The organism is Verticiella alkaliphila (assembly GCF_018904615.1).
GTDB classification, from domain to species: domain Bacteria; phylum Pseudomonadota; class Gammaproteobacteria; order Burkholderiales; family Burkholderiaceae_B; genus Verticiella; species Verticiella alkaliphila.
Genome location: NZ_JADCNH010000101.1, coordinates 1 through 1,352, shown reverse-complemented (window position 1 = coordinate 1,352; position 1,352 = coordinate 1). Strand labels below are relative to the sequence as shown.

General features: G+C 66.1%; 2 protein-coding genes. Both read right to left on the bottom strand.

Annotated features, from left to right (window positions below):
* Window positions 1-514, bottom strand: a 514-nt coding sequence (locus tag IMZ29_RS22395; protein ID WP_216188477.1) for a FadR/GntR family transcriptional regulator, incomplete at its 3' end; no start/stop codon positions are given.
* A gap of 66 nt (window positions 515-580) precedes the next feature.
* Window positions 581-1,174, bottom strand: coding sequence for a carboxymuconolactone decarboxylase family protein (locus IMZ29_RS22390; protein ID WP_216188476.1), 594 nt, complete (start codon window positions 1,172-1,174; stop codon window positions 581-583).
* Between the last annotated feature and the right edge of the window lie 178 nt (window positions 1,175-1,352).

Genomic DNA, 1,352 nt, shown 5'->3' with positions numbered 1-1,352 from the left:
TGGGGTTGCGGGTGGCGCGCGCCAGCAGCACGTGGAACTCGCGGTTCAGGCGCTGGCGGGTGCCGAAGTCACCGGCGCGCTGCGCTTGCGCCGAGGCGGCGACGTTGGCCTCGAACTGCTCGAAGTCCTCCTCGGTCGCGCGCTGGCAGGCCACGCGGACCACGACGTCGCTGAGCCATATACGCGCATCGGTCAGCTGTTGCGGCGTGATCGCGCCGAGGTGATAGAGGTCTTTCAGCCCCGTGACGATGGCGCCGGAGTCGCCGGGCAGTACGAAGGCGCCACCCGCCGCGCCCTTGCGCATCTCGATCATCCCGGCGTGCTCCAGGGCCCGCAACGCCTCGCGCAAGGTGTTGCGGCTCACGTGCAGTCGCTGTGCCAGGTCGCGCTCGGAAGGCAGGCGGTCGCCAGGCTTGATCTGGCCGCTGGCGACGAGCTCCCGGATCTGCCGCGCTATCTCGTCGGCGGCACGGGCCGGAGCAACGGCAGCGAAGGCGGGAGTCGGCGAGTTCAAGGGAAGCAGTCGTGTCCTTCGATTCTAGCCAGCCGAGGTCGATGATCCGGCCAGCGATCGTCCCCTTCAGCCGTGCTTGCCCGGCTCCCACCCCACCGGCCCGATGGTGCGCTCGGCCACTTCCACCGCCAGCGGCTCGAGTTCGGTGGCCATCGTGTCGTTCCATCGGTTGAGGTAACCGAACAAGGCGATCGAAGCGACGATCTCGACGATCTGGCCGTCGTCGAAGTGCTCCTTCAGCGCGTCGAAGTCGGCCTGCGTGGCTTCGTTCGGTTGCTTCGCGGCTTTCAGCGCCAGCCGGACGGCGGCGCGCTCGGCCGGGGTGAATAACTCGCTTTCCTCGAAGTTCCACAGCGCGGCAATCTTCTCGTCGGACGCCTTGTAGATGCTCGACAGGTTGGCCATGTGCGACTGGCAGTAGAGGCAGCCGGAGGCGTAGCTGCTGGCCAGGCTGACCAGCATCTTGGTTTCGTGGGGCACGGTGCCCTCGTACAGCACCGCCTGGTTCAACGCCATGAAGGCGCGCACGATCTGCGGCCGCCGCACCATGGTCATGATGCTGTTGGGCGTGAAGCCGCGCGTGTTGCGGTAGTGCTCGAAGCGCTGGCGGATGTCTTCGTCCTGGACTTCGGAAAGCGGAACGGGGGCGAGGTGTGGCATGGCAACGCGACTTGAAATGTTGAAGATGCCAGCGAGGATAGCGTCGGCCGCCGCGGATGCGCTGGCCTTTGCCAGAATCGCAGCATGTTCGAATCGCTGATGGGGTCTCCTCGTTTTCAGTGCAATAAGTGACGGTACGCAAAGCTAGCACTGGCGCGGGGGTGGTCTGGGTAGACCG

Coding starts and splice junctions, on each gene's coding strand:
- IMZ29_RS22390 (WP_216188476.1), bottom strand. CDS start 1,174: ATGCCACACCTCGCCCCCGTTCCGCTTTCCGAAGTCCAGGACGAAGAC.